The following is a 20,159-nucleotide window of genomic DNA, read 5'->3' as shown; positions in this document are numbered from 1 at the left end:
TTGAATTCACATGTTTACGATGACAAGTTATTCAAGCTTGGATAAGTGACGCTCACTCCATACCCGTAGCTTTGGCTTCCTTCAGTACACCTGTCAGAGCCTCATGAATTTTGCCATTACTCGCGACGATATGGCTAACAGACAGATCGTACGGTGTTCCAACCGTATCTGTGATTGTGCCACCAGACTCTGCAACGAGTAGTGCGCCTGCTGCAATATCCCATGGTTTCAGTCCGATTTCCGTATAAGCGCTAAGTCGTCCCGCAGCAACATAAGCCAGATGTAATGCAGCTGAACCACCAGCACGTAGATTACGCACCTGTGGGGCAAGCGCTTGTACAGCAGCCATATTAATCGGCAGGGTATAGTTAGGATCAGCAGGGAAGCCAACAGCGACAAGGCTATGTGCCAACTCTTGCTCTCCAGATACACCCATACGATTACCATGAACGTAGGCACCTTTTCCTTTTTCAGCTACAAATAATTCATCCCGTGAAGGATCGTAAATAACGCCTACAATAACTTCACCACGATGTGCTAATGCGATAGATACCGAAAAGAACGGAAATCCATGCACGAAATTGGTCGTGCCATCCACGGGGTCAACAATCCAAAGATACTCCTCATCTTGAATCTCTTGGAGCGCTCTAGCGGAAGCTTCAGGCCCCGGCTCCACGCCCTCTTCACCCAGAATAGCATGGTGAGGAAAATGCGTGAGAATCAGGCGGCGGATCATCTGTTCCGCTCCTTTGTCCACTTCGGTTACCAGATCTTGCGGAGAATACTTAATTCCGAGTTCACTTACCGTTCCAAGGCGACTCTTGATCCACTCTCCAGCTTTGGAAGCTGCGTTGATGGCAACGGCAGTATAGCTTTTGCTTGTCACGACATAAGGTGTCTTTTCCTTCTCATTCAAAGCGTTCACTCTACTTTCTATATCAATCTACGAAAAAATTAAAATACTTGTTAGAAGTATACGTCCCTTTGGAGGTAAAGTTTCTAGTTGCCTAAGCCTCTTTTGGCACTAGGGATGAATAATGACCGTTGATTCGTCTACCCACTCCACGCCCTCTTCGTGATAGAACGCTAGCTTCTGCATCAATTGAACCAACGCTTCATCTTTACGTTTGGCCTCAATCATAACATCCAGCGCAGGAGTATCTGCAGCAATGTGCCTTAAAAAATCCAGCAACGGCTCTACCTCTACACCGTCCGCATGACCACGCGGGTCTTTCTCACTCTTCGGGCTGGACACATGAATCTTAGGTGGGAGTGGGCGATCCGCTGGTGAATCTGCCTGGGCAAGGGGTGACGTCCACGTTTTCAAAATGTTAGGCCACAGTTCCCAAGGCTTTTCACCTTCGTTGTTGACCCACTGATGATGAATATCTAGTACCATCGGTAGCCCTAAATGTTCACACACCGCTAGAGTTTCGGGCATATTGAAAGTTTTATCATCATTTTCGAGCGTGATCCGCTCTTGAATATCCCTGTCCAGCTTCATAAAGTTCTCTTCAAAACGAAGTGCTGCAGAAGGCTTGTCCCCATATGCACCACCAATATGTATATTATTCTTGGCAGTTGCATTCAGACCCATTGCATCCAGCATCCGCACATGATGGCGCAGGTCCTTGATCGAATTACGCAGCACTTCCTCACGAGGTGTACTGAGTACCGTAAAATGATCAGGGTGAAACGATACACGCATCTGATTCTCCTTCACAAATTCACCTATCGCTGCAAAATCAGATTTCAGTGCCGGAAATGGATCCCAATCACTTAGATCCTCATGCGTTGCGAGTGGAATTAATTTGGAGGAGAAACGATAAACATGAATATGACTCCCGCGATTATGTCTGAGTAATCGTAACGTATTGTGTAGATTCTCAGCCGCGATCCGTTCCAGCTTACGAATGGCTGCTTGCCTGTCTTCGATCTTTTTGAAGCTGGCCATGGTCATTGTGCGCGATGGTGAAGCATTCTCCACAAGCACAGACATAGCCACGTAACCAAAACGCACGAGCATGAAGGTTCTTCCTCTCTATGGGCGGCAATTCTGCCCGACTCTGATACGCCGAGCTTTGCCAACTTGTATATAACCAAGTTTTACCCTAAACGAAAGACCATAATCGTTCAGGCGCTAAATTGGACGATTAACCCTACGCCTGCTCTCCGAAGAACATCTCGTCCGCAAGTGCAGTCTGGACGCGTGACTCTTCTTCCGTTAATTTACGGATGAGTTGCATCTCTACTTCGGTCACCTCTTGATTTTGGAAGTTAATTTCCGCAATGGAAGCGACAATCTTCACGATGGCAACCGCCACATTGTCCGGTGTGTACGCAATGACTTTCTGTCCGGTAGGGAACACACGGAATCCTTGTTTAACCATTTTGCCACGGCCATATTCAAGCAGCTCGAATAGTTCTTGTTCGCTTTTGAATTTGCATACGGAATTGAATTCAGTCTGAAATCCCATGCCTATCCCTCCTTAAATTAGCGTGTAAATAATAAGATCATTTTATATAATCCAAAATTACGCTTGCACGCCGTTCTCGTAGTTCAGCGCCTGTTTGCGGTTGTATCGCTCCAGAGCCAGCTCAATCATGCGATCCAGCAACTCCGCATACGCTACACCCGTTTCACGCCACAGCAAAGGATACATGCTGTACGGTGTGAAACCTGGCATTGTGTTCACTTCATTAATAAGCAAAGCGCCATCCGATTTGCGGATGAAAAAGTCCGCGCGGGAGATACCATTGCCTTCGATTGCACGAAATGCCTGCAACGCCGCTTCACGAATACGATCTGCTGCTTCTGGATCGAGTGGTGCAGGAATCAACATCTGTGATTGTCCGTCAATGTACTTGGCAGCATAATCATAATATTCACCGGAGGATACGATTTCTCCTGGCACCGAAGCCATCGGTTCATCGTTTCCTAGCACACTCACCTCGACTTCACGTGCTTCAACGAACTCCTCAATGACCACCTTCGTATCATAACGAAGTGCGAATTCTACAGCTGTCTTCAGTTCATCCCGGTTGCGTGCTTTGGAAATGCCCACACTTGAACCCAGGTTTGCCGGCTTGATAAAGCATGGATAACCCAGCTGATCTTCAACCTGAACGATCATTTCGTGCTCAGATTGTTTCCATTGTGTCGCGTTGAAATACGTGAAGGCACATTGGTCAATACCCGCCTGTGCGAACAATTTCTTCATCACCACTTTATCCATACCACCTGCTGAGGCGAGTACACCCGCACCAACGTAAGGCATATCTGCCATCTCGAACATACCTTGGATCGTTCCGTCTTCACCGAATGTGCCGTGCAGCAGTGGGAACATCACGTCCAAAGCTTCTTCTCCACCGTACAGGCGACCGAATAGCGCATTCAGCGCTTCCTGTGTTCCGCCCGCAGCTTGTTCCAGCTTCAGGTCTTCGATCCGCGCGAATGGCGCATGCATCACAGAACCTTTTTTCCACGTACCTTGCTTAGAGATATAAAAAGGAACTAGTTCATACTTCTCATAATCAAATGCATTTGTTACAGCAAACGCCGTTTGCAGCGATACCTCGTGCTCGCCAGATTTCCCGCCATAAACGACGCCTACTTTTAATTTATCCATACTCATGCGTAACCTCCGATTATCTGTGCATCATGCCTTCATCATGAACGTAATCATGACAGGCACCATTGTTATTCTGTACTGATCTTATTTTACACGGAATGGGCTTGGCTCGTCACCGAAAACAAGTTCTTTCCCTGTGAGAACATACTCAAAATTCGTCTGCAATGTGAAAAAGCCGATACACCGTACGCTCTGTCCAAGCGTAAGAGTCCTGGTAATCCCAGTAACGGTGACGACTGCTGACTGTATGTGCGTTAACAAGCGGCATGCCACCAGCATCAAAGGCGGTTACCACCGTGCTATGCTGAAAGCGACCATCCCCATCCCAATCGTAGAGAATAACATCCCCCAGCATCAGTTGCTCAGGACGCTCCACTACCGTTGCGGACAAGCCCCAAATGCTACTGGACAAATAACGCTCCAAACTGTTCGATACCGCCCAGCTATAGCTCCACATCTCCGTGCCATTTACATAACCTTTATACCACCAGCCCGCTTCTCTTCTACCAGTATAGTGGATGGGTGCCTCCCCTGCAAAGAGGCACTGGGACACGTAATTGGTGCAATCCACCTCGAATTCTTCAAATGCCGGATTGCCTGTATTCCACCAACGATCCGCATACGCAACCGCTAAATCTCGGCGATACAATTGCTGACGGGAGCTGCGCCCCTGCCTAAGCACATCGTGATTGAGTAAAGGTCGATTCATCGCCTGTACAAAATCAGCCTGCTGAAAAGGGCGACTCGCTCCAGGAGGGCGGCGTTCGGGTACCTCCCGTTCTACCCGTGTAATCGTCCAAGTTCCGTTCTGCCGTAGAAAGGTCAACCGCTCCCGCTCGATTCGATCTTCGCGATGAGTCATGCCGCTTTTCTCATAAAATAATCTGCTGTATAGCTGCACATCCACCACGGATTCTTCCGGACTCTCGGTAACCGTACGTATGATTTTGGCGCTGGTCTCACTCCGCAACGGCACAGCGCGCCGCCTACGATACCACTCGTCTAATCTCGCCATACGCTCGCCCCGATCCAGAACAAACGCAGGATCGGTTACAATACGTTCGCTTGTCTGTGGGCGGTAGTCAATCTCGCAGCGATTATATTGGTTAACATACGTATACAAGGCACTCTTCCATTCCCGTTCCAAGCTGTTGTCCCCCTTCGGCATAAGCTGTGTTTGGACGATCTCCCACCGATATGCACAATAAAACTCCTTCTATATCTATGAGAACCCACCGGGTTGTATGAGTACGCCTTCTGAAATCCAAATGATACGAACTTGCTCTTTACGAGAAAACGCCTTCATTCTTTTTAAAAAGCAGGATTTCACAGGCAAAAAGCCCTTTACGTAGACCTCTTGAAACGGTATACTTAAAACTAAAGTTACGATTATGAAATTATGTTTCACCTAATGAAACCAACGAACAAGAACACGGAGCGATGAAGGCCTGTTCTTCATTTAAATGAATGTCTTCTTCATCTCACCGACACATTTTTAAGGAGGTACATGTATGTCAGCCAAGAACCATTTCTCCGCCGCACGCAGTCTTGAGGTCGGAGGCAAGTCTTACCGCTACTACAGTTTAGATGCGATTCAGGAAGGCGGCTACGGCGACCTTTCCAAGCTTCCCTTCTCTATTAAAGTGCTGCTTGAAGCAGCAGTTCGTCAATTCGATGGACACGCAATTACCGAAGAACATGTGAAACAATTGACCGGCTGGGCAGATGGCCGTGACAATAACAAAGAAATTCCATTTATTCCTGCACGTATCGTTCTGCAAGACTTCACCGGCGTACCTGTTGTCGTTGACCTTGCTGCAATGCGTGATACCGTTAAAAAAGCAGGCGGCGATCCAAAACAGATCAACCCGCTCGTACCGGTTGACCTCGTTATTGACCACTCCGTTATGGTAGATGCATTCGGAACAAACGATGCCCTTGACTACAATATCAAGGTTGAATTCGAGCGTAACGAAGAGCGTTACCGTTTCTTGCGTTGGGCGCAAACGGCGTTCAACAACTTCCGTGCGGTTCCACCGTCCACAGGGATCGTTCACCAAGTAAACTTGGAGTACCTAGCTTCCGTTGCTGCAACCAAAACAGTTGACGGCGAAACGGTTGTATTCCCAGACTCTCTCGTAGGTACTGACTCCCATACAACGATGATCAACGGTCTTGGCGTTGTAGGTTGGGGTGTTGGCGGGATCGAGGCTGAAGCAGGTATGCTTGGCCAACCGCTTTACTTTGTTACACCTGACGTTATCGGTTTCAAATTGACTGGTAGCCTGAGCGAAGGCGCAACAGCAACGGATCTGGCACTGACTGTTACCCAAATGCTTCGTAAAAAGGGCGTTGTTGGTAAATTCGTAGAGTTCTACGGCCCAGGACTTGCTAATATCGGTCTTGCTGACCGTGCAACTGTAGCTAACATGGCACCTGAATATGGCGCAACAATCGGTTTCTTCCCTGTAGATAGCGAAACGCTGAACTACTTGCGCAGCACAGGCCGTTCCGATGAGCAAGTGGATCTGGTTGAAGCTTACTACAAAGCTCAAGGTATGTTCCGGACTGCTTCAACAGTAGATCCTGAATTTACAGATGTTATTGAACTTGACCTCGGCTCCGTTGTACCAAGTCTTGCAGGACCAAAACGTCCACAAGACCGCATCGAGCTGACACAAATGAAAGAAAGCTTCAATAGCATCATCCGCACACCGGTTGATAAAGGTGGATACGGACTGACTGAAGAGAAGCTTGAACAGAAGGTACCTGTTAAGCATCCTGATGGTTCAACAAGCGAGCTTGCTGCTGGAGCTGTCGTAATCGCAGCCATCACAAGCTGCACGAACACATCTAACCCTAGTGTTATGGTTGGAGCAGGTTTGCTTGCGAAAAAAGCAGTTGAACGCGGCTTGACTAAGCCAGGATACGTGAAAAGCAGCTTGACTCCAGGATCTTTGGTTGTTACCGAGTATCTGGAAAAAGCAGGTCTGATCGAGTACTTGGATCAACTCGGATTCAACGTTGCTGGTTACGGCTGTGCAACTTGTATCGGTAACTCCGGTCCACTACCGGATGAAGTAAGCGAAGCTATTGCTGAGAACGATATGACCGTAGCGGCTGTATTGTCTGGTAACCGTAACTTCGAAGGCCGTGTACACGCTCAAGTTAAAGCTAACTACTTGGCTTCTCCACCGCTCGTTGTGGCATACGCACTTGCGGGTACGGTGAATATTGACTTTGAAGTGGATCCAATCGGCTATGATACAAATAACGAGCCTGTGTTCCTGAAAGACCTCTGGCCTAGCTCTGAGGAAATCAAGGATGCGATTGCTAGCTCCCTGAACGCTCAAATGTTCCGTAACAAATACGAGAACGTATTTACAGCTAACGAACGTTGGAACAACATCCCTGTACCAGAAGGCGAATTGTACGAGTGGGATCCAAACTCCACGTACATTCAGAATCCTCCGTTCTTCCAAGAGCTTGGTGATAAGCTGAACGATATCGCAGATATCCGTTCTGCACGTGTTATGGCATTGCTTGCTGATTCCGTAACAACGGATCACATCTCGCCAGCTGGTAATATCGCACCGTCCAGCCCGGCTGGATTGTACCTGAAAGAGCATGGCGTAGAGCGCAAAGACTTCAATTCCTACGGCTCACGTCGTGGTAACCATGAAGTCATGATGCGTGGTACGTTTGCGAATATCCGTATTCGTAACCAAGTGGCTCCAGGTACTGAAGGTGGTATTACGAAATACTTGCCAACAGACGAAGAAATGTCCATCTACGATGCTTCCATGAAGTATCAGGATGAAGGACAGAACCTGATCGTTATCGCAGGTAAAGAGTATGGTACAGGAAGCTCCCGTGACTGGGCGGCAAAAGGAACATTCTTGCTCGGCGTCAAAGCCGTTATCGCAGAAAGTTTCGAGCGGATTCACCGTAGTAACCTCGTCGGTATGGGCGTTATGCCATTGCAATTCCAAGAAGGTCACGGCTGGTCTAGCCTGGGTCTGAATGGACGCGAAACATACGACATTACTGGCCTGAGCAATGACGTGAAACCAGGACAAGAGTTGAAAGTAACTGTAACTCGTGAAGACGGTACACAGTTCGAATTCCCTGTTATCGCTCGTCTGGACAGTATGGTTGATGTGGATTACTACCATAACGGCGGTATCCTGCAAACTGTATTGCGTCAAATGATGAAAAAATCTTAATTGCATTAACTATTCGTGCCATTAAGGTTATATAAAAGAAGCTCCCCATCGTTGCCGGTTGGCATGGATGGGGAGCTTTTTTTTGATTCTTGTATCTGTTTTATATCTACTGGCCGGTGATATGTCTGCCATGAAATGAGGTAATTTATTTTAACCGAAAGATAGACGATATTAAAAATCAATCTTTATGCCAACTTCCGAATCATCAGGAGGTTCAGGAATGCTATAGAGTCCCCTCCTGTTCAACTTTTCTACATTAATCCAGTCTACAAAATCACTTCCTCCGTAACAACGAACAAAGTGACCATATTCCAATTCGCCATCATAGTTAATGGATTCCATGTATTGGGTGGAGTGCACCCCTTAGAATAGACATTGGAAAAAACCCTGGGTTTAGCCGATGAAATTCTAGGGGGTGCATTTTTTATGGCGATTAAAGGACAAAAGTATAAAACGTATTCGGAGAAGATAAAAAAAGAGGCTANCCCTGGGTTTAGCCGATGAAATTCTAGGGGGTGCATTTTTTATGGCGATTAAAGGACAAAAGTATAAAACGTATTCGGAGAAGATAAAAAAAGAGGCTATTCGTCTGCATACGGTTGAGGGCTGGACTTACCGAAAGATCAATGAACATTTGGGAATTCATGACCCGGGACGAATGAAGCGCTGGATGCGAAAACACCGGGAACAAGGCGAGTTTGGACTGATGGATCAGCGAGGTCGACGGAAAGAATACTTGGATCAAGAACGCTATGTGCAAAAACTGAAACGGGAGAATGCGTTGCTAAAAAAGTGCTTGGTAATCTGGAAGGAGGAAGCAAACAAGAGAGATTTCAGATCATGGAAAAAGTAGCGGCATACGGTGATATCCAGAAACTCTGCCATGTGTTTGGCGTGTCCCGCAGTGGGTTTTATGCCTATGTAAAACGTAAACGATTYGATCKTGATGCCAAGGCGAAGAAACAGGTGCTTCAAACGTATCATCGCTATGGAGGCAAATATGGCTATAGACAACTCATAGACAACTCCAGTTATTCCTTTGGCAAGATCAAGGGATTTGGATGAATCACAAAAAGGTACTCCGCYTGATGCAAATGCTCGGTATTCAATCTCGAATCCGTCRTAAACGGCGCTCCAACAGCTCGTATGCACCTGCGCAGCGTGTAGCAGAGAACCGCTTRAAGCGAGATTTCAGTGCAGAAAAACCGAATCAGAAATGGGTAACGGACATTACCCAGTATCGTGTGGGAGAACGCTGGATATAYCTTTCRGCCATAAAGGATCTGTTTAATAACGAAATTGTGGCCTACGAAATAGGCGAACGYAACGACAATGAACTGGTGCTCCGCACATTCAGCAAGGCGTTTGCGAAGCAAAAAGACGTGACCGGACTAGTCGTTCACAGCGACCAGGGATTCCAGTACACGTCTCATGCTTACCACGATATGCTGCCAAAGGTTGGCGCCCAAATCAGCATGTCTCGCCGAGGAAATTGTTATGACAATGCCTCGATGGAGAGTTTCTTCTCGCATCTCAAAACGGAAGGACTCTATCCTTATMATATCCGAACGCTTACCGAAGCACAAAGCAAAATCGAAAAGTACATCCGTTTTTACAACCGAAAACGACCACAACGGAAACTAAAAAAACTGACGCCGGTAGAGTACCGACGCCAGTTTGCAGCCTAGGGTCTTTTTATAGTGTCTATTAAATGGGGTCAACGGAAACTAAAAAAACTGACGCCGGTAGAGTACCGACGCCAGTTTGCAGCCTAGGGTCTTTTTATAGTGTCTATTAAATGGGGTCTTGACCATGGTTCGGTAGGGCTCTTTTTGGTTTGAATCGATCATCGAATCTCGAATCTATCAAGTCTAGCAAAAATAGACGTTATAACACTGGCATTTTACCGTTACAATGCTAGATTTCAAACATAGAATACCGTATCAAAGCAAAAAGGAGGTGATTCACATGGCTATCCTTTTACCAATTCAGTATTACAATCTTCCAGCGGGTGTAGGTAAGTCCTACTACGAAAATCTGGCTGGAGGCTCCAACGCTACTGTAACAGTCAACAACAATGGACCATTTCCCGTATCTCTTGTGATTACGCGTGTCAATGAACCAGTTGTCACTTATGTTGTTCCTGTAAACAGCAGTCTTACGATTGGAGCGGGTCATGTGTTAGTTTTCGCGTTGCTAGCGAATAATGGAGGCCCGGCTTCCGGAACGATTCAATTCGCTGTAGCTGATTTCTAATGCAGACTTGACTGTAGTGCACTGAACAAGCCCTTGCCTGGTAGGTTATCCTTCCGGGCAGGGGCTTAATTTTTGATAGTGTTCGTTTTGTAGAAAATGGTATGATGTGTAAGATTACTATATTTACATAACGCTGTTATAAGAATGAGCGCTTCTTGTACAGCACGAAAGGAAGGATCAAATGTTGAATAAACTGTTGAAGTACATGTTGAGTGTTACGTTATGTCTGGCATTCATCTTGCCTTCTACGTCCACGCAGGCAGCTTCCTCCATGACCACTCTGGATTTTAGTAATGGAGCGACCTATTATGGGGAAACGAAGAATGGTAAACCTCATGGTGATGGAACGATGACATGGAGCAAGAGCAAGACTTACAGTGGCAGCTGGGTGAATGGTAAACGCTCGGGTTACGGGGTATACCAGTTGATTACGCGTGACGAATACAGCATTACGACCCTTAAATATGAGGGGAATTGGAAGAATGATAAGAAAGATGGCCAGGGTCAACTAGAGATCAAGGAAATATCTAATGAAGCAACAGTGCTTGAGAATCAGATCCGGACAGGTACGTTTGCCAAGGATCAATGGGTTACAGGTTATGATGTTCGACATGGGGAGTACGATCCACCGTATTATTTTATGTACAAAGACGCTAAGCTGAGCTTAGAGATGATGGGTGAACCAGGAAATATGTTAGCAGGGTTAAAGAGCGGGTATTTCTTCTCATTTACATATAAAAAGGGAAATATATATCGTAATGTCGGTGTTGGTGGCGAGTTTAGTCAGAAGCAGTTTACTACATTTATTAAGAGTGTAGAAAAAGAAATTAAACCGCACATCGATCAATTCGAAAAGCTAGCTAAGCAACTGTAGACATAAACCTCCTGTTTAACGTCGCTCCCATTCGATTAATTCATTGTAAAGGAATCAATGAACTGGTCATACTGATGGGAGGTTGTAAGACCATGAAGGAAACGATGAGAACAGAGCGAGAAACGTTTCTTAAAACTGACCGACTTGAGTTCGCGACGTGGACTGAAGAGGATCGTCCTTTGGCATCTGCGCTTTGGGGTGATCCAGAGGTGACGAAGTGGATGAGCAACAAGGGATTTTTTAACGAAGATGAGATTGAAGCAAGACTCACGCAAGAGATGAAACGGCAACAGGAAGAAAATGTGCAATACTGGCCCATGTTTGAGAAAGAAACGGGTGTATTGGTAGGTTGCTGTGGGCTTCAGCCACATTCATCGGATGAGTACATGTATGAATTGGGTGTTCATCTGACAAGGGATCATTGGGGTCAAGGTTATGCGACAGAGGCTGCACAGGCGGTGATCCGATATGCATTTGAAGAACTAGGTGCTAAGAGGCTCGTGGCAGAACATCATCCAGAGAATGAAGCTTGCGAACGAATGTTGCTTAAACTCGGCTTCTCTTATGATGGGGATGAATTGGTCGAGCAGACAGGAAAGATGCATCCGTCATATCTCTTGCAGAGCCCGCCCCAGAGATAAGATTAATGATTCGATGAACATAACATTAGGAAGTACAGCGCTCACACAATGGTGCTCTATTGGCAACTCGTAATGAGTTACGTCGAATAGAATCCAAATTCATCGATTTTTTATTTCATTTTCAGCTTCTATTAAGGTAGCGAGGGTAAGATATTTCTTGTAAACCCCTTCTCGTGTTAGATAGATGTGTGACTGACCCCGCCGGATGCCGGTGGGGATTTTTTTTGTTTGATTTTAAAATACAACAGATAAACAAACATAAACAAAGATAAGTAAAATAAAAATACGATAATATGATTGACTTATAAAGATAAACAAAGGTATAATGAATGTGAAAAAAGGAACTTACTAGTACGTGGTTAGCTAAAAAAATGAGGCAATCTAAGGAGAGAATGATCATGAACGTGACCCTTACGAATAAAACGAACGAAACGGATCGACCTGCTGGCTGGAATATTCCCTTTATCCGTGAGATGGCCGAAATTACACAGCATATGTGGAAAAATGGCTGGGATGAACGCAATGGTGGTAACGTCAGCTATTTGCTGGAGGAAGAAGAAGTTGCTCAGTATATCGATATTCATCACGTCATCCGTACGATTAAACCCGCATTTGCTGTACATGAGCTGGCAGGGAAATATTTTATCGTGACCGCTTCGGGTAAATATTTCAAAAATGTGCTAGCTGACCCAGAGAGTAATCTCGGATTGCTGCGTGTCTCGCAGGATGGGCAGGAATTGGAGGTATTATGGGGTTTGAAATCGGGAGCCAATCCAACTAGTGAGCTGCCTACCCACTTCATGAGTCATATCGAACGGTTAAAAATCGACTCGAATCACCGGGTTGTGATGCATAACCATGCGACCAATGTACTGGCAATGACATTCATCCATGAACTAGACGAAGCGAAGTTTACGAAGACGTTATGGCAGATGTGTACGGAATGTGTGGTTGTATTCCCAGATGGTGTAGGCATCATTCCGTGGATGATCCCGGGGTCGAATGAGATTGGACGGGAGACGGCTGAGAAAATGAAAGAGTATCACGCAGTGATCTGGCCACAGCACGGTATTTTCGGTACAGGGACAACGATTGATGAAGCCTTCGGACTCATTGAGACGATTGAGAAGGCTGCCCAAGTGTATATGCTGGTTGCTGGTCATGAGATTAGACAACGTATTACGGATGAACAGCTCACAACACTCGCACAAGCTTTCGGCGTGACTCCACGTCCAGGTATCATCGGCACTTAATATATGTATTGCTCGTAGAGGAGTGATTTACGAGTGGAAGAGGAAATGGTCTTTGGTTCACGAACCGAAGTCCGTTTCTTTTTTTTTGGCATCCAAACGTCAATTTAGCTCAAAAAAGTTCAAATAGATCATAAAGAATGGCTTTGTTATTCATTATTGAATTGTAGAATGCATTATCTCACGCTGACGAATTTCGGGTGAAATGACGTATTGTTATTGCGCTCGCGATTTTGCATAATAACAATGCTTCACACATGAAAGACGGAAGGAAGTCATGATCATGATTGGCAAAATGAAGAGGGTCTTAATAGGCAAGCCGATGAAATCGGCGCAATTGGATGGAGAGAAACTGGGGAAATGGAAGGCTCTCGCGATTCTATCCTCGGATGCATTATCCTCTGTAGCCTACGGTACGGAACAGATTTTACTAGTGCTCGTTGCGGCTGGATTTGCCGCTCTGTGGTATTCCGTGCCGATCTCCATCGCTGTGCTTGGATTACTTGTCATTTTAATATTCTCTTATCGTCAGACGATATTTGCCTATCCTACAGGGGGCGGGGCGTACATTGTCGCGAAGGATAATCTGGGTACAACGCCGAGCCTGATCGCCGGAGGATCATTGCTGGTCGATTATATCCTAACGGTTGCTGTAAGTTCATCTGCAGGAACCGACGCGATTACGTCAGCATTTCCCGCTCTACATGATCACAGCATAGCAATTGCGCTGTTGATGATTGTATTTTTAACCATAATGAATCTAAGAGGGGTCACAGAGTCGGCATCCGTGCTGGCGCTCCCGATCTATCTGTTTATTTTCTCCATTGCAATTCTTATCATCTCTGGTGGGATCAAGTTCTTCACTGGAGGTATGCATGCCGCAGCACCTGAGTTCGGAACCAGTCTCTCGCACGTAAGTATATTCCTATTACTTAAGGCATTCAGCTCAGGCTGTTCTGCACTAACCGGGGTGGAGGCCGTAAGTAATGCCATTCCGAACTTCAAGCAGCCTGCGGAGAAAAATGCGGCAGGAACCCTACTGCTGATGGGATGCATTCTTGGCGCAATGTTCATCGGCATTACGTTGCTCGCTTTTGGTTATGGCGTGAAGCCTGATCCTCAGGCAACGGTTATTTCACAGATTGCTGAAGCAACCTTTGGCAGAGGCACAATGTATTTTATCATCCAAGGTGTGACAGCACTCATTCTATTCCTGGCTGCGAATACGGCATATTCGGCTTTCCCGCTGTTGTCGTTCATGATGGCCAAAGACAAATATATGCCGCATATGTTCATGGTGAGGGGAGACCGATTAGGCTTTTCTAACGGTATTATTTTTCTAAGTGTAATGTCTGCATTGCTCGTTGTAGGCTTCAAAGGGAACACGGAAAGTCTCATTCCCCTCTACGCGGTGGGTGTGTTCATTCCATTTACGTTATCACAACTCGGCATGATGATTCGCTGGATCAAAGTCAAACCATCGGGCTGGAGAACGAAGTTACTCGTTAATACGGTGGGTATGCTGACGACCTTGTCGATCACCTTAATTTTTATTTTCACCAAGTTCACGCAGACATGGGTTATCTTTATTTTCTTACCACTCGTCGTTTATGGATTCATGCGCATTCACCGTCACTACTGTAACATCGCTGATGAGCTGCGAATTGACATCCAATCGGAGAAGCCGGCTCGAAAAGGGAATACGATCGTGATTCCAGTGGCAGGCATTACACGGGTAGTGATGAATACGATCAGTTATGCCCAGACGATGTCGGATAACGTTGTAGCGCTATACATCGGTTTCGATGATGAGGCGATTCACAAGATGGAGAAAAAGTGGGCAGAGTGGAACCCGGGTGTGCGCCTCGTGGTGGTGAAGTCCAGATACCGTAGCATTATGGGGCCTTTGAAAAAGTTCATCGATACCGTGGAGTGGAAAACATCCGAGACGGATCACATTACCATTCTAATCCCACAATTCATCACCAAGCATTGGTGGCAAAATGTACTGCATAATCAAACGAGCTTCATGATTCGAACCTATTTGATTAATTACAAGGACGTCATCGTCACGACTGTGCCCTATCATCTTAATCGATAGACATAATGAGGGTGAGGGGGAAACAATCTGACCGTGCAACGAACTAGAGTACCTTTGTAAATTGGTATTTTCCAGTTTTGTGTAAAATGAGTGATATTTCAGGAAATGGACTTTTCATTTCGCTTTTACAAAGACAGCCGCATGAAACTTCCCGAATGGAGGGAGTACATGCGGTTTTTTTGTCATTTTATCCATTAATATGGAAGCTGTTTCAACATGATCCATTTGGTAAACCCACTTGTCCACGATTAACATTACGTTGATTCAGAATGGATTCTGCAATGATGTTGAACTTATAGACTGATTAAGGTGGTTATGACGCTTGAGTCATGACCGAATGCTAATCAAGGGGGAAGAAAATCCGATGAGTGAGCTTGATAACCGGATCGGCTTGCCTGCTGCCAATCGGCGTATATCGAAGACAAGTGAGCGCCGAACGGCTTCGCTCCGAGTACAACGGATGCGGGAGAATATGCTGGCCTATGGTTTCCTGGCACCGTCGCTGCTTTTGTTCGCAGTGTTCCTGTTCTATCCAATGTTTAAATCTGTGTACCTCAGTATGCATTCAACTGATCCTACGGGACAGATTGCTGCCTATGTAGGACTGGACAACTTTAAGGCGGTTTTCCAATCCGGGCTGTTTCTTCAAGGAATGAAAGTGACGTTGTTGTTCGTTCTGTTCACGGTGCCAACGGGCATCCTGGCAGCTCTGATTCTCGCTGCGCTAACCCATAACAAATTTAAGGGAATGCGTGTGTTCCAGTTTGTCTTTTCTCTACCCGTTGTATTATCTGTAGGTTCGTCAGCGGTCATCTGGAAGTTTCTGTTCCATCCGACACTGGGCATGCTGAATTATTTGTTAGGAAAAGTCGGCATTGATCCGATTCCTTGGCTAACCAGTCCGGATTGGGCACTAATCTCCATTTCAATGATGACCATCTGGATGAATCTTGGATTTAATTACATTATTTTGTCCAGTGGATTGCAGGGCATCCCGGATGAAATCTATGAGAGTGCGAAAATTGATGGAGCAGGACCATTGCTTACGTTTCGCAAAATCTCAATGCCGCTGCTATCACCTACGCTGTTTTTTGTCAGCGTGGTTTCCATCATTGGTGCGTTCCAGTCGTTTGGTCAGATCAATATTTTAACCCGAGGGGGACCGATGGACAGTACAAACGTATTCGTCTACTCGATCTATCAGGAAGCCTTTGTTAATTTCCGCTTCGGAACAGGTAGTGCGCAGGCGCTTATTCTGTTCGCGGTCATTATGCTTCTAACCCTAATTCAGTTCAAATGGGTAGAAAGGAAAGTACATTATCAATGAGAACTCCTTGGATTAACACCTTATTGTATGTGCTTCTCACGATCTGTGCGGCACTGGTGCTGTATCCGGTCATGTATACCTTCTTCATGGCTGTGATGACGCCCGAGGATGCAAGTGCCTATCCGCCGCATATCATTCCGCAGTCGATTGATCTGTCCAACTTCTCCGAAGTATTCGATATCGTGCCAATTGGTACGTTTATCTGGAATACCTTCCTGGTTGCGGGACTGACCATGCTGGGGCAATTGATTACGGCGAGCATGGCTGCATATGCTTTTGCCAAAATGCAGTTTAAAGGGAAAAACGTCATCTTCAGTATGTTTGTCGCCACGATGATGATCCCTTGGGAAGTCACGATGATTCCGAACTATCTGACGGTTCGTAGTTGGGGCTGGCTTGATACGTATCAAGGCTTAACGGTTCCGTTCCTGGCTACGGCGTTTGGTACCTTCCTGCTAAGACAGTTCTTCATGCAGCTTCCCAAAGAGTTGTTTGAGGCAGCAAAAATTGATGGCTGTGGACACATTCGATATTTTGTATCGCATGTACTACCGCTATCTCGCCCAGCGCTTGGAACTCTAGCGATCTATTCATTCCTCAGTATGTACAATTCGTATCTATGGCCGTTGCTTGTAACGAATACCCCAGAGATGAGAACGGTACAGATCGGGATCTCGATGCTGGAGTTCCAGGAATCCACTGCATGGAATCTGGTATTTGCCGGCACGGCGATGGTCATTCTACCATCCTTGTTGCTGCTGGTGTTTGGGTTGAAACAGCTTGTCCGCGGAATGGCGGCTGGCGCATTGAAAGGCTAGTTATATCAAAGCTTTCACCACTGTTGTAAAAGATCCACGCATTCCAATGCTACGAGCGAGTAAACCAGGCTCAATCTGTAATAAGGTTTTATTAGACTGCAAAAGTAGTGGAGGAGAAGAATCGATTCTGAAGAAGCGAAGCGCTCGCCTTTGTCTCCGGATTTATACAATTAAGATATCATTCCAATAAATCTGGAGACAACAGCGATCAAAAGAACGATTCGGATCCGTAACGGCCATCTTGCAGAGTAGTGAAGCACTTATTACGAAATGAGCCCCAAAAAAGGAGAGAGATCATGGTAAAGGTATTTCGGTTGAAAAAAAGAGGAACGTTCGCTTTAATGTTGGCAGCACTCATGTTAGTTATCTCCGCATGTGGTACCAAAGCAGACACAAGCAGCACGCCAGCGTCTGGTGGACAAGCAGATGCCGCTGCAGCTACCACTGAGCCGGTTCAATTGAATTGGTGGCACTCCATGTCCGGTGCAGGGGAAAAAGCGATCAATCAGCTTGCATCCGACTTCAACGCTAGTCATCCTGACATTCAGGTAAAAGCAATCTATCAAGGTAAATATGATGAGAGCTTGAACAAACTGAAAGCCTCAATGGGATCAGATAGTGGCCCTGATATCATCCAAGTTTATGAGATCGGCAGTAAGTTCATGATTGACTCTGGCATGATTACGCCAGTACAGCAATTTATTGATAAGGATAACTTTGATCTCTCTCAATTGGAGCCAAACATCATTCGTTATTACACCATTGATGGTAAATTGAACGCGATGCCTTTTAATACATCGAACCCAATTCTCTACTACAACAAAGACATGTTCAAAGCAGCGGGCTTGGATCCAGAGAACCCACCGAAGACATATGAAGAGTTCGAACAAGCAGCTAAAGCACTGGGCAAAGACGGTAAACCAGGCGCTTCCATGGCGATCTATGGCTGGTTCATGGAGCAATTCTTCGCTAACCAGAATGCAGATTATGTAAACAATGGTAACGGTCGAGACAGTGCAGCTACTGAATCTCTGTTGAACTCCGAAGCTGGCGTGAAGACATTATCATGGTGGAAAAAGATGATCGACGAGAAAACCGTATCTAATCTTGGACGTAGCACAGATGATACAACAGCAGCATTTACAGCACAACAAATCGGTATGACACTGGATTCTACGGCGGGATTGCGTAAAATTGTAGAAGGCTCTGGCGGTAAGTTTGAACTTGGAACAGGATTCTTGCCACGCCCAGCAGATGCAAAAGAAGGTGGAGTTGTGGTTGGTGGTGCAAGCTTGTACATTATGAATAACAAATCCGATGCACAACAACAAGCAGCGTGGGAATTCATCAAGTATTTGGCGACACCAGAAGTACAAGCGAACTGGAGTGTTGCGACAGGATACTTCCCAATTACGACAGCAGCTTACGATCAGCAAGTATTAAAGGATAATATGGCGAAGTACCCGCAATTCCAGACAGCAGTCGACCAATTGCACGCTTCTGTTGATTCGACAGCAACTTCTGGCGCAGTTATGGGTGTATTCCCAGAAGCAAGACAAATTGTCGAAGGAGCAATCGAGACCGTTCTGAATGGACAAGGTGAACCTCAGGAAGCTCTGGATGCAGCTGCGAAGCAAATCACAGATAAGATCGCACAGTATAATAGCACAGTGAAGAAATAATGTTGGATTAATCTCATAACAAAAACTCAGATGCGGCGGTCGAATATGATCGTCGTTTTTTTGTCGGATGTCAACCAAAGAGAGTCAATTATAGTCTAAGAATCTGACATCTAGTTTATTTATTGCTAAGTAGAATCGTAGCAAGGAAAAAGATTGACACCCTAGCAGCTCCTATCATATAATCAGCACGATAAAATGATAATGATTATCATTAATGATTAATGATTAATGATTAATGATTAGGGGAGAAAAGACAGATGAAAAAGAGAATGATCCTGCCGTTGATTGTGATCATGTTGTTCACGATCATCGCCAGCGCCTGCGGTAACGATGCTTCAAACAATGCAACCAGTAACAGCAATCAGGAGACTGCTGCTGATACAACAAGTACAGGTGCTGCTCAGGAAGAGACAACGGATACAATTACGTATCAGTCTGAAACTGGCCCTGTAGAGATTCCGGCCAAGCCCGAGAGAATCGTTGCTCTGTCTAATGGCCCTAATATACTTTCTATGGATGTAACACCAGTGGGTGTGGATGAATGGACTGCGGCAAATCCGCTGTTCCAGGACAAATTAAAAGATGTTGCCATCGTAACAGACTCGGATCCAGAGAGCATCGCGGCATTGAATCCGGATTTAATCATCGCAGGTTCAACGGCGAAGAATCTAGAACAACTGTCTAAGATTGCACCTACCATTGTGTATACTTGGGGCAAACTGGACTACTTGGATCAACAGTTAGAGATCGGTAAAGTACTGAATAAAGAAGCTGAAGCACAAGCATGGATTGATGATTTCACAAAAAGAGCAGAAGATATCGGCAATGAGATCAAAGCTAAATATGGGGATAACGTGACGGTATCCACAATTGAAATATTTGAAAAAGAAGTGTTTGTCATGGGAGACCATTGGGCGCGGGGAACCGAAGCGTTATATCAAGCCATGAAGCTGAATATGCCGGAACAAGTGAAGAATGATACACTACAAGAAGGCTATCACTCCTTATCACTTGAGGTTCTTTCTGAATACATGGGTGATTTTGTTGTAGTCAGTAGAGATATGACTCGGGACAATGAAATTATGAAATCTACCATTTGGAGCAATATACCTTCTGTTCAGAATAAACACGTCATTGAGCTGGAAACGAAAGCTGTCACGTATAGTGATCCAACTACACTTGAATATGTATTGAACATCTTCAAAGAAGCGTTTCTTGGTACAACGAAGTAAGTAGAAGAACTTATGAGTTCTTTTATGCCGATTGAAAAAAGGCAACATATACGCACACGCACAGGTTTGGCCTTCGCATTTCAAAATTTCGCAAAAACAAAACAACCTTCTCGCTCATCG

General features: G+C 45.6%; 18 protein-coding genes. 12 read left to right on the top strand and 6 right to left on the bottom strand.

Annotated elements, in window-relative coordinates:
• Positions 1-52: 52 nt before the first annotated feature.
• From ASD24_RS20550 to ASD24_RS20530, 5 genes are all read right to left on the bottom strand, one after another.
• Entirely contained in the window at positions 53-916 is an 864-nt protein-coding gene (locus ASD24_RS20550) for an inositol monophosphatase family protein (protein ID WP_397339630.1), read from the bottom strand.
• Between the two features lie 108 nt (positions 917-1,024).
• Positions 1,025-2,026: a UV DNA damage repair endonuclease UvsE gene (uvsE, locus tag ASD24_RS20545; RefSeq protein ID WP_056699747.1), complete on the bottom strand. Its 1,002-nt coding sequence runs from the start codon at positions 2,024-2,026 to the stop codon at positions 1,025-1,027.
• A gap of 133 nt (positions 2,027-2,159) precedes the next feature.
• The gene (locus tag ASD24_RS20540) at positions 2,160-2,477 is read right to left on the bottom strand and encodes a hypothetical protein (protein ID WP_056699742.1); all 318 of its coding nucleotides are present in this window, start codon (positions 2,475-2,477) and stop codon (positions 2,160-2,162) included.
• Between the two features lie 57 nt (positions 2,478-2,534).
• Complete coding sequence (locus tag ASD24_RS20535) at positions 2,535-3,635, bottom strand: D-alanine--D-alanine ligase (protein ID WP_056699740.1); 1,101 nt, start codon at positions 3,633-3,635, stop codon at positions 2,535-2,537.
• A gap of 145 nt (positions 3,636-3,780) precedes the next feature.
• Positions 3,781-4,800, bottom strand: coding sequence for an amidase domain-containing protein (locus ASD24_RS20530; protein ID WP_056699737.1), 1,020 nt, complete (start codon positions 4,798-4,800; stop codon positions 3,781-3,783).
• A 343-nt stretch (positions 4,801-5,143) separates the two neighbouring features.
• On the opposite strand from ASD24_RS20530, the gene acnA reads away from it, so the two are divergent.
• Positions 5,144-7,858, top strand: a complete 2,715-nt coding sequence (gene acnA, locus ASD24_RS20525; protein WP_056699734.1) for an aconitate hydratase AcnA — start codon at positions 5,144-5,146, stop codon at positions 7,856-7,858.
• 171 nt (positions 7,859-8,029) lie between these two features.
• Here the strand turns inward: acnA and ASD24_RS31105 are convergent, their stop codons facing one another.
• A complete protein-coding gene (locus ASD24_RS31105; protein ID WP_156395506.1) occupies positions 8,030-8,200 on the bottom strand; it encodes a hypothetical protein in 171 nt (56 codons plus the stop codon).
• A gap of 498 nt (positions 8,201-8,698) precedes the next feature.
• Here ASD24_RS31105 and ASD24_RS30400 point away from each other — a divergent pair, with 498 nt between their 5' ends.
• The 11 genes from ASD24_RS30400 (at position 8,699) to ASD24_RS20470 (ending at position 20,039) form a co-directional block, all read left to right on the top strand.
• A complete protein-coding gene (locus ASD24_RS30400; RefSeq protein ID WP_156395505.1) occupies positions 8,699-8,923 on the top strand; it encodes a hypothetical protein in 225 nt (74 codons plus the stop codon).
• Positions 8,920-9,546, top strand: a complete 627-nt coding sequence (locus tag ASD24_RS20515) for an IS3 family transposase (protein ID WP_156395504.1) — start codon at positions 8,920-8,922, stop codon at positions 9,544-9,546. The genes ASD24_RS30400 and ASD24_RS20515 overlap by 4 nt, the downstream gene beginning before the upstream one ends.
• A gap of 280 nt (positions 9,547-9,826) precedes the next feature.
• Complete coding sequence (locus tag ASD24_RS20510) at positions 9,827-10,114, top strand: hypothetical protein (protein ID WP_056699729.1); 288 nt, start codon at positions 9,827-9,829, stop codon at positions 10,112-10,114.
• A gap of 181 nt (positions 10,115-10,295) precedes the next feature.
• On the top strand, positions 10,296-10,988 hold the full coding sequence (locus tag ASD24_RS20505; protein WP_056699726.1) for a hypothetical protein: 693 nt from the start codon (positions 10,296-10,298) through the stop codon (positions 10,986-10,988).
• 92 nt (positions 10,989-11,080) lie between these two features.
• On the top strand, positions 11,081-11,629 hold the full coding sequence (locus tag ASD24_RS20500) for a GNAT family N-acetyltransferase (protein WP_235540710.1): 549 nt from the start codon (positions 11,081-11,083) through the stop codon (positions 11,627-11,629).
• A gap of 398 nt (positions 11,630-12,027) precedes the next feature.
• Positions 12,028-12,882 carry a rhamnulose-1-phosphate aldolase gene (rhaD, locus tag ASD24_RS20495; RefSeq protein WP_056699723.1) on the top strand — a complete coding sequence of 285 codons (855 nt, stop codon included), beginning with the start codon at positions 12,028-12,030 and terminating at the stop codon, positions 12,880-12,882.
• Between the two features lie 280 nt (positions 12,883-13,162).
• Entirely contained in the window at positions 13,163-14,980 is a 1,818-nt protein-coding gene (locus ASD24_RS20490) for an APC family permease (protein ID WP_056699720.1), read from the top strand.
• 364 nt (positions 14,981-15,344) lie between these two features.
• Entirely contained in the window at positions 15,345-16,307 is a 963-nt protein-coding gene (locus ASD24_RS20485; RefSeq protein WP_056699717.1) for a carbohydrate ABC transporter permease, read from the top strand.
• Complete coding sequence (locus ASD24_RS20480; protein WP_056699714.1) at positions 16,304-17,125, top strand: carbohydrate ABC transporter permease; 822 nt, start codon at positions 16,304-16,306, stop codon at positions 17,123-17,125. Before ASD24_RS20485 ends, ASD24_RS20480 begins: the two co-directional genes overlap by 4 nt.
• A gap of 296 nt (positions 17,126-17,421) precedes the next feature.
• The gene (locus tag ASD24_RS20475) at positions 17,422-18,807 is read left to right on the top strand and encodes an ABC transporter substrate-binding protein (RefSeq protein WP_056699711.1); all 1,386 of its coding nucleotides are present in this window, start codon (positions 17,422-17,424) and stop codon (positions 18,805-18,807) included.
• A 257-nt stretch (positions 18,808-19,064) separates the two neighbouring features.
• Positions 19,065-20,039, top strand: coding sequence for an ABC transporter substrate-binding protein (locus tag ASD24_RS20470; protein WP_056699708.1), 975 nt, complete (start codon positions 19,065-19,067; stop codon positions 20,037-20,039).
• Positions 20,040-20,159 lie beyond the last annotated feature (120 nt).

It is taken from the genome of Paenibacillus sp. Root52 (assembly GCF_001426865.1).
In the GTDB taxonomy this organism is placed as follows: Bacteria; Bacillota; Bacilli; order Paenibacillales; family Paenibacillaceae; genus Paenibacillus.
Note: the sequence above shows the minus strand (reverse complement) of the source record. Positions and strands in the feature narration are given on the sequence as shown.

Excerpts from the sequence above, each read along its gene's own strand:
- uvsE (WP_056699747.1), bottom strand. The coding sequence starts at position 2,026 with ATGCTCGTGCGTTTTGGTTACGTGGCTATGTCTGTGCTTGTGGAGAAT.
- ASD24_RS20540 (WP_056699742.1), bottom strand. The coding sequence starts at position 2,477 with ATGGGATTTCAGACTGAATTCAATTCCGTATGCAAATTCAAAAGCGAA.
- ASD24_RS20535 (WP_056699740.1), bottom strand. The coding sequence starts at position 3,635 with ATGAGTATGGATAAATTAAAAGTAGGCGTCGTTTATGGCGGGAAATCT.
- ASD24_RS20530 (WP_056699737.1), bottom strand. The coding sequence starts at position 4,800 with ATGCCGAAGGGGGACAACAGCTTGGAACGGGAATGGAAGAGTGCCTTG.
- acnA (WP_056699734.1), top strand. The coding sequence starts at position 5,144 with ATGTCAGCCAAGAACCATTTCTCCGCCGCACGCAGTCTTGAGGTCGGA.
- ASD24_RS31105 (WP_156395506.1), bottom strand. The coding sequence starts at position 8,200 with ATGGAATCCATTAACTATGATGGCGAATTGGAATATGGTCACTTTGTT.
- ASD24_RS20510 (WP_056699729.1), top strand. The coding sequence starts at position 9,827 with ATGGCTATCCTTTTACCAATTCAGTATTACAATCTTCCAGCGGGTGTA.
- ASD24_RS20505 (WP_056699726.1), top strand. The coding sequence starts at position 10,296 with ATGTTGAATAAACTGTTGAAGTACATGTTGAGTGTTACGTTATGTCTG.
- ASD24_RS20500 (WP_235540710.1), top strand. The coding sequence starts at position 11,081 with ATGAAGGAAACGATGAGAACAGAGCGAGAAACGTTTCTTAAAACTGAC.
- rhaD (WP_056699723.1), top strand. The coding sequence starts at position 12,028 with ATGAACGTGACCCTTACGAATAAAACGAACGAAACGGATCGACCTGCT.
- ASD24_RS20490 (WP_056699720.1), top strand. The coding sequence starts at position 13,163 with ATGATTGGCAAAATGAAGAGGGTCTTAATAGGCAAGCCGATGAAATCG.
- ASD24_RS20485 (WP_056699717.1), top strand. The coding sequence starts at position 15,345 with ATGAGTGAGCTTGATAACCGGATCGGCTTGCCTGCTGCCAATCGGCGT.
- ASD24_RS20480 (WP_056699714.1), top strand. The coding sequence starts at position 16,304 with ATGAGAACTCCTTGGATTAACACCTTATTGTATGTGCTTCTCACGATC.
- ASD24_RS20475 (WP_056699711.1), top strand. The coding sequence starts at position 17,422 with ATGGTAAAGGTATTTCGGTTGAAAAAAAGAGGAACGTTCGCTTTAATG.
- ASD24_RS20470 (WP_056699708.1), top strand. The coding sequence starts at position 19,065 with ATGAAAAAGAGAATGATCCTGCCGTTGATTGTGATCATGTTGTTCACG.